At 61.8% G+C, this 6,340-nt stretch carries 8 protein-coding genes; 4 read left to right on the top strand and 4 right to left on the bottom strand.

The annotated features are described in order from the left end of the window. The first annotated feature begins 24 nt into the window (after positions 1-24). Complete coding sequence (locus IE187_RS18980) at positions 25-342, top strand: carbonic anhydrase (protein ID WP_229839539.1); 318 nt, start codon at positions 25-27, stop codon at positions 340-342. Positions 343-391: 49 nt separating this feature from the next. Here the strand turns inward: IE187_RS18980 and IE187_RS18985 are convergent, their stop codons facing one another. The 3 genes from IE187_RS18985 to IE187_RS18995 all read right to left on the bottom strand — a co-directional run bounded on the left by IE187_RS18985 (position 392) and on the right by IE187_RS18995 (position 4,513). Beyond that, positions 392-1,975, bottom strand: a complete 1,584-nt coding sequence (locus tag IE187_RS18985) for an MFS transporter (protein WP_229839540.1) — start codon at positions 1,973-1,975, stop codon at positions 392-394. A 5-nt stretch (positions 1,976-1,980) separates the two neighbouring features. Continuing rightward, a complete protein-coding gene (locus tag IE187_RS18990) occupies positions 1,981-2,697 on the bottom strand; it encodes an HPP family protein (protein WP_189677580.1) in 717 nt (238 codons plus the stop codon). Between the two features lie 64 nt (positions 2,698-2,761). Then, positions 2,762-4,513, bottom strand: a complete 1,752-nt coding sequence (locus IE187_RS18995) for a chloride channel protein (RefSeq protein ID WP_229839542.1) — start codon at positions 4,511-4,513, stop codon at positions 2,762-2,764. Positions 4,514-4,586: 73 nt separating this feature from the next. Here IE187_RS18995 and IE187_RS19000 point away from each other — a divergent pair, with 73 nt between their 5' ends. The 3 genes from IE187_RS19000 (at position 4,587) to IE187_RS19010 (ending at position 6,006) form a co-directional block, all read left to right on the top strand. After that, a complete protein-coding gene (locus tag IE187_RS19000; RefSeq protein WP_189677581.1) occupies positions 4,587-4,997 on the top strand; it encodes a MarR family winged helix-turn-helix transcriptional regulator in 411 nt (136 codons plus the stop codon). Between the two features lie 72 nt (positions 4,998-5,069). Further along, positions 5,070-5,645 (top strand): hypothetical protein, encoded by a 576-nt coding sequence (locus tag IE187_RS19005; protein ID WP_189677582.1) that lies wholly within the window; start codon positions 5,070-5,072, stop codon positions 5,643-5,645. Between the two features lie 52 nt (positions 5,646-5,697). Continuing rightward, a complete protein-coding gene (locus IE187_RS19010) occupies positions 5,698-6,006 on the top strand; it encodes a hypothetical protein (RefSeq protein ID WP_189677583.1) in 309 nt (102 codons plus the stop codon). Here the strand turns inward: IE187_RS19010 and IE187_RS19015 are convergent. Then, the coding region (locus IE187_RS19015) for an integrase core domain-containing protein (RefSeq protein WP_229839544.1) at positions 5,970-6,340 on the bottom strand (371 nt) is incomplete at its 5' end. The genes IE187_RS19010 and IE187_RS19015 overlap by 37 nt on opposite strands.

The raw sequence follows: 6,340 nt of genomic DNA on the forward strand, positions 1-6,340 counted from the left end.
AAGCGGCGCGGGCGCCCGCCGTCAATGGGCGCCAAGAACGTGAACGCCGCAGGTCTGCTCACTAGTCGAGGACCTGTACGCAAGCCGTTCGCGGCGTATGTCAGCTGCTCCGACAGCCGAGTGCCTCCCGAATTGCTGCTCGGTCGGGGGCTGGGCGAACTGTTTATCGTTGGTAATGCCGGCGACACCCTCGATGTCGCAGCGATGTACAGCCTGGAGTTTGCGGTCAGCGTGCTCGACGTGCCGCTGATCGTCGTCATGGGCCACGAGGGCTGCGGCGCCGTAAGTGCAGCAAGGTCGGTGGTGACCAAGGGCAAGCGTTTATGCTCTGGGCACCGGTAAAGTAGATATTTTTGATACCGGTGCTGACTCGAGTGGCATTCAAGACTTCCTAGCTCCTGGATCCGGAGCCATGCCCGAAGGGCGCGCTGTCCACGTCCAGGTCGCGCAGGTCTGTTCCGCGAGTCTCACGACCAAAGCGAGCGATCAGTGCCAGCGCAAGAGTGGTAGGCAGCATAATCGCAATGGCTGCCGAATCCATGCTCGGCACCAGCGCGGAGATAGCGAGCCCTTGGGCACCCACTCCCCCGGCCTTGGTGCAGGCAGCCACCCATCCCGTTGCTCTGCCCCGCACGTTCAGCGGAAAGCTCTCCGCCGCATAGGGAAGCAGGATGGCGAGGATGCCGTTCGACCCTACAATGAGCAGAGATACCGGCAACACTGGGCTACCATGTCCCGCGAGCTCCAGATGAAGCACCAACCCCAACCCCACCATAGTGATCGCGATCATCGTCACGAGCGACCACTTCGTGCTCCAGCGACTATAGAGGAATGCGCATAGGAAGACCGTCGGGAAGGAAATGAGTGCGGACTTTGCCAGCAGGGTGCTGGCGACGGTAACCGAATAGCCCTTTTCCTGGAGGTCGCCCGGCAACCAAAGAAGCAGCCCGAAATTGATTAATCCCCAACACAACGCTGCCAAGCTCAGCGCCACAAGCTTGCTCCAGAGGTGGAATCCAGTGAGGGGCCGGTTACTCGATCGCGGGGGCTGCGACGATGCGGTCACCTTCCGCGCAGTCGCGCCGAACCGTCGCATGACCGCCTCGGCTTCCGCTAATCGCCCGCGTGCGATCAAGAACTTGGCCGATTCAGGAATGAAGTTGCCGAGCACAACCAACAGCAGGCCGGTCGGCAGGTTGAGGAGAAACAGGATGCGCCAACTGAAGGTGCCCTGCCAAAGGGCTGATGCCCCACTTGCCGCGAAGTAACCGCCGACTGCACCCAGACCGCCGACCAGCACCAATGCCCAGCCCCGATGCCGGGTCGGCATCATTTCGGCAAGCAGAGCATAGGTCACCGGCAGCATGCCTCCGGCCGCGGCCCCCATCATGAAGCACATGCCGATATTCCAAGCGAGGCTAGGCATTGCGCCGCAAATAGCAGTGCCCACGAAGAAAACGGCTGAAAGCAGGATGGTCGCCTTCCGCCCATAGATGTCGGCGAGGAATCCCCACACCACCGAGCCCACCACAGTTCCGACGAGCGCGAAGAAGGCGACGAGCGACGCCGTCGCTTTCGATACGCCGTACTCGCTGGTCATGCCGGGGATCGCGAACCCGAGTGCAGCAGGCTTCATCACGTCCACCACGAGCGCGATCACGAGGATGGCCATAAGGCCGAAATGGGCTGCGCCAAGCTGCGCATCTTCGGGCGCTGCGACGACGATGTCGGCGGTTGACGTGCGATGCGCGCTCAGGTTGCGAGGCAACAGACCGTAGGCAGCGACGAAAAGCCCCCCCACGATCAGAACCATGCCCACGACCATAGAACTGGTCATCGGCATGCCGGCCAGATGATAGTGCATCTCTCGCCCCATCGCGAACATTGGCAGGTGCGTGCCCACCCCCGCCGTGACCGCCAGACATCCCAGCACAAAAGCCCAGATCGCCTTGCGGTCCGAGAGCGTGCTCCCCATGGCACTCATCCGATTGTCCCCTTTGTCCCCGTCGGCCTTGCTGCGCGCCTGGACGCGTGGAACTCCACGCGTCGAAACAACAGGTCAAGATCTTCCCGGCTCACGTCGAAGGTTTCTCCGAGGTCTGTGAGCGCAAGGTCGATGTCTGCGGGATGCGGCATGCCCAATCCGGACGCCGCAATTTCGTGACCGACGATCGGAACCGGGCGATGCGGATAGGAATGGCCGGAACCCCTGTGAAAAGCGATGCCGGTCAGGATCAGGATAAGCGAGTTGATCCCGACGGGCACGAACGGGAACGCGTAACCGGCGCCGAGCACCGCAGGGCCTCCGATCACGGCCGTCAGAGCCGCAGCCCCACCTGGTGGATGCAGACAGCGGAGCAGCGACATGGCGAGGATGGCCCCGCCCACGGCAACCCCGACCGCCAAATACGGTATGGGCACGAAGTAAGCCGCCGTCACGCCAACCAGTGCCGAGACGACGTTTCCGCCCACCACCGACCAGGGTTGGGCCAATGGGCTCGCGGGCACGGCGAAGACCAGCACCGCGGACGCGCCGATCGGCGCCACCAGCAACGGAAGCGGTGCCCGTCCGTGCAAGGCCGTTGCGCTCACCAGGCTCGTCAGCGCAATGCCGATCAATGCACCTATGCACGCGAGTAGCCGGTCACGCAGTGTCGCACCGGCGAGGATAGGCACAAAAGGCAACGACAACTTCATGTTTTCAGGTCACCCGCTCCGACCGATATGCCTCCTACCAGCAATACCCATCGCGATGAAATTGCTAGGTTCGGTCGATCTCTGCGCGCTTGCGGGCGCTCCGGACCTTCAGCAGATCATGGCGCGAGAGGATGCCGAGAACTCGATTGGTCCCTGACTCGACGATGGGGATACGCCCGACCCCGCTCTCGACCATCAGATCAGCCACCTCCCCGATCGGCGAGTGAGGATAGGCGATCGCTTGCGATGAATCGGACAGCGTCTCGGCGAGTGAGGTATCAGGTAAATCGCCTTCTACCTGCCAGCGCAGAGCATCGGATCGCGACACCATCGCGACCAGGTGTCCGCCAGCATCGACCACGGGATAGGTCCGGTGTGTTGCGGCGTCCCCGAAAAAGGCGACCGTATCCTTGATCGACATAGCGCTCGACAGGACGGCAGGATCGGGGGTCATCACCTGCTCTGCTTGCAGAAAATCGTGCGGATCGACGGTATATTCCTGGAGAATATGGCGGCCGCGCCGCGCGATTTTTTCCGTCAGGATCGACCGACGCATGATCAGCACGCTGATAGCGTAAGCTCCGGTCGCTGCCGCTATCGTCGCGGGCAAGGCATCGAAGTGACCGGTCAGCTCGACCGCGAATAGTGCGCCGGTGAGTGGCGCGCGCATGGCACCGCTCATCATGCCGGCCATACCGATCATCGCCCAGAAACCTACCGATCCGGGCAGAAACTGCCCGAGCAGGGCACCAAAGGCACCACCCATAATCAGCAGAGGTGCGAGAACGCCGCCCGACGTCCCAGATCCGAGCGCGACCAGCCACACGACCGCCTTCACGACGAGCAGTGCCAGGATAACCCGCACCGCCAATGAGCCGTCGAGCAGCGCCTGAATATTCGCGTAGCCGGCGCCGAGGACGCGGGCATCCATCAGCCCCCCGATCCCGACGACGATACCGCCCAGCGCCGGCCACCACATCCAGTGCACAGGCAGGCGGTGGAACGCATCCTCGACACGGTAGAGCAAAGCTGACAGCAGCGCTGCCTCGAGCCCGACCAAAACACCCATGCCGAGGGCCAACCCTCCGGTCGGCCACCACGCCTGCACGGGAGCCGCTGCAAACGAGAAGAGTGGTCCGGCTCCGAGGAGCATGGGTCGCCAGGCAAATGCCACCAGCGTCCCGACGACTACCGGCACGAAGCTGCGCGGCTTCCACTCGAACAGCAGGACCTCGATCGCCAGCAGGATCGCCGCGATCGGCGTGCCGAAGATGCCGGTCATTCCCGCCGCGGCACCGGCGACCAGCAAAGTCTTTCGTTCGGCCGCGCTCAGGTGAAAGCATTGAGCGAAAAGCGATCCGATCGCCCCCCCGGTCATGATGATCGGCCCTTCGGCGCCGAACGGGCCGCCGCTGCCGATCGAGATCGCCGAGGATAGCGGCTTGAGGATCGCAACCTTGAGCGACAGGCGGCTTTCGGCGTAGAGAATGGCTTCTATCGCTTCGGGGATGCCGTGTCCCTTGATCTTCTCGGAACCAAAGCGCGCCATCAGGCCGATCAGCAGACTACCGATGACCGGTATCGCGACGACCGCCAGACCGACATGGGCGTTCGCGATTTCAGCAGGTGCTGCTGATATCCTGCCGAACCAGAAAAGGTTGGTGGCAAGCGCGATCAGCTTTAGCAAAAGCCAAGCCCCGAACGCAGCGCCGGTGCCGACCACGACAGACGCTCCAGCGAGCATGATCATGCGCCAGTCGGCGCTATGATCGGCAAGGCGGTTGGCCTTTGGGGTATTGATGTTGGAAGCCGTCATGCACACCCGCCGGTTCGAGAACGGGGACCACTATATCGCGATGCGATATAGTTCAACGGTTAGGATCTGAACGATGGCTGATAAGGACGAGCTGACTGACGCCGACTATGCGGCGCTCGCGGATTTTCGGTATGCGCTGCGGCAGTTTCTGGTGTTCAGCGAACGTGGTGCGGCAAGCTGCGGCGTGACGCCCCAGCAACATCAAGCGCTGCTCGCCATTCGGGGGGCTACCCACGCGAACGTCAGCGTTGGCTACGTTGCCGAACGTCTCGCTTTGAAGCCGCACAGCGCGACCGGCCTTGTCGATCGTCTGGAGACGCTTGGCCTGGTCACACGTCGGCCATCCCCCGACGACGGCCGACAGGCCCTGCTCGAACTAACGCGGAAAGCTCAAATCCTCCTGCGGCAGCTATCAAAGACTCATCGCGAGGAAATCGTGCGCCTTCGGCCGATGCTGACCGAACTGCTTGCCCGCGTGGATTAATCCAGTCCGGAAGGTGCTTTAGTTGCAAAGTGTATCGTAATACGATATATTTGTCATGAAGGAGTCGGCGACATGCCGTTGATCCTCATGGTGGTCGAAGCGATCGGCTTGGTCATAGGTAGTTTGACGGCAACGGTGCTGCTTTGCTGGTTTCTGTGGTGCGCGTTCCGGCTCGTGCGGCATCCGGAATGGGGAGCGTCGGTCATTCTGATCCTGCTCTTGCTCGCCTTCGCCGGTGAGCTCCCAAAAAGCCAATTTTTGAACATGACATTGATGTTCGCAGTGCTAGCCGCTGTGCCCCTCTGGTTCGCGGGTCGCGCTTGGCGAAAAGAAAGCGTACAGCAATTGGTCAATTCGGCTGAGCAAGGCGTAGCACCTTCACCGCGCGAGGCGATTGCATCGACAGAAACCGTGCTTTCGCCTCGATTGTACCCGGCGATTACGGCCTGCATTTGTGAAGAGCGCCCGCCAACCCGCGACGAGATTCATGTCGTCGCTTCGCGGCTTTGGCGAGAGGGGTTTGCGCAACGCTTTGGGTCGCAGACTATGCCGGCGAGTTTCGCTGCACGACGAGTGCTGGTGCGGGCCGCTACCGCCGCTTTGAGTGGCCCGGGTGCGGAAAGGACGCCCATCCGACGATTCCAATGAGCCTCCTGAAAGCTGCCATTGGAACGCTATCCCAGGAATGTATGATACTCGGATGACGCAACATGAACCTGAGGCGATATACCAGTTCGTTCTTGAGCGGGCGGGCTATTACTCAGGCGAGCCACCCGGCAAGATTAAGGATCGCTTGCTTTACGGCGATCTACGCATCGACGGCTGGGACTCCGCCGATCTTTGCGAAGAGTTGGAACGGCGCTACCGCATCGACTTAAAGCCATTTTTCGAGAACGGTCAGTCCACACGGGGCTGGCTGTTCTGGAAGCATAGTGAACCGCCCCGGGTCTGCCGGAGGCCTTTGGTTGTGAGTCATGCTGCCATATCGATGTTGTCCGCGGCAGCATAATATTGATCTTCGGCTTCGGCAGGCGGGATGTTGCCGATGGGCTCCAGCAGCCGACGATGGTTGAACCAGTCGACCCATTCGAGCGTGGCGTACTCGACAGCTTCGAAGCTGCGCCAGGGTCCGCGTCGGTGGATCACCTCGGCTTTGTACAGGCCGTTGATCGTCTCGGCTAAAGCGTTGTCGTAGCTGTCGCCGACACTGCCGACCGACGGCTCGATGCCGGCCTCGGCGAGGCGCTCGGTGTACTTGATAGACAGGTATTGGGCGGATTCAACCGGTCGTCGCAACGCGCTGTTTTTCGATCTCCGCAAGGCATTGGTCAAGCGCCTCGGCC

The organism is Sphingomonas glacialis (assembly GCF_014653575.1).
GTDB classification, from domain to species: domain Bacteria; phylum Pseudomonadota; class Alphaproteobacteria; order Sphingomonadales; family Sphingomonadaceae; genus Sphingomonas; species Sphingomonas glacialis.

Bases quoted from the DNA above. Each gene is read 5' to 3' on its own strand.
- IE187_RS18980 (WP_229839539.1), top strand. From the start codon at position 25: ATGGGCGCCAAGAACGTGAACGCCGCAGGTCTGCTCACTAGTCGAGGA.
- IE187_RS18985 (WP_229839540.1), bottom strand. From the start codon at position 1,975: ATGGGGAGCACGCTCTCGGACCGCAAGGCGATCTGGGCTTTTGTGCTG.
- IE187_RS18990 (WP_189677580.1), bottom strand. From the start codon at position 2,697: ATGAAGTTGTCGTTGCCTTTTGTGCCTATCCTCGCCGGTGCGACACTG.
- IE187_RS18995 (WP_229839542.1), bottom strand. From the start codon at position 4,513: ATGACGGCTTCCAACATCAATACCCCAAAGGCCAACCGCCTTGCCGAT.
- IE187_RS19000 (WP_189677581.1), top strand. From the start codon at position 4,587: ATGGCTGATAAGGACGAGCTGACTGACGCCGACTATGCGGCGCTCGCG.
- IE187_RS19005 (WP_189677582.1), top strand. From the start codon at position 5,070: ATGCCGTTGATCCTCATGGTGGTCGAAGCGATCGGCTTGGTCATAGGT.
- IE187_RS19010 (WP_189677583.1), top strand. From the start codon at position 5,698: ATGACGCAACATGAACCTGAGGCGATATACCAGTTCGTTCTTGAGCGG.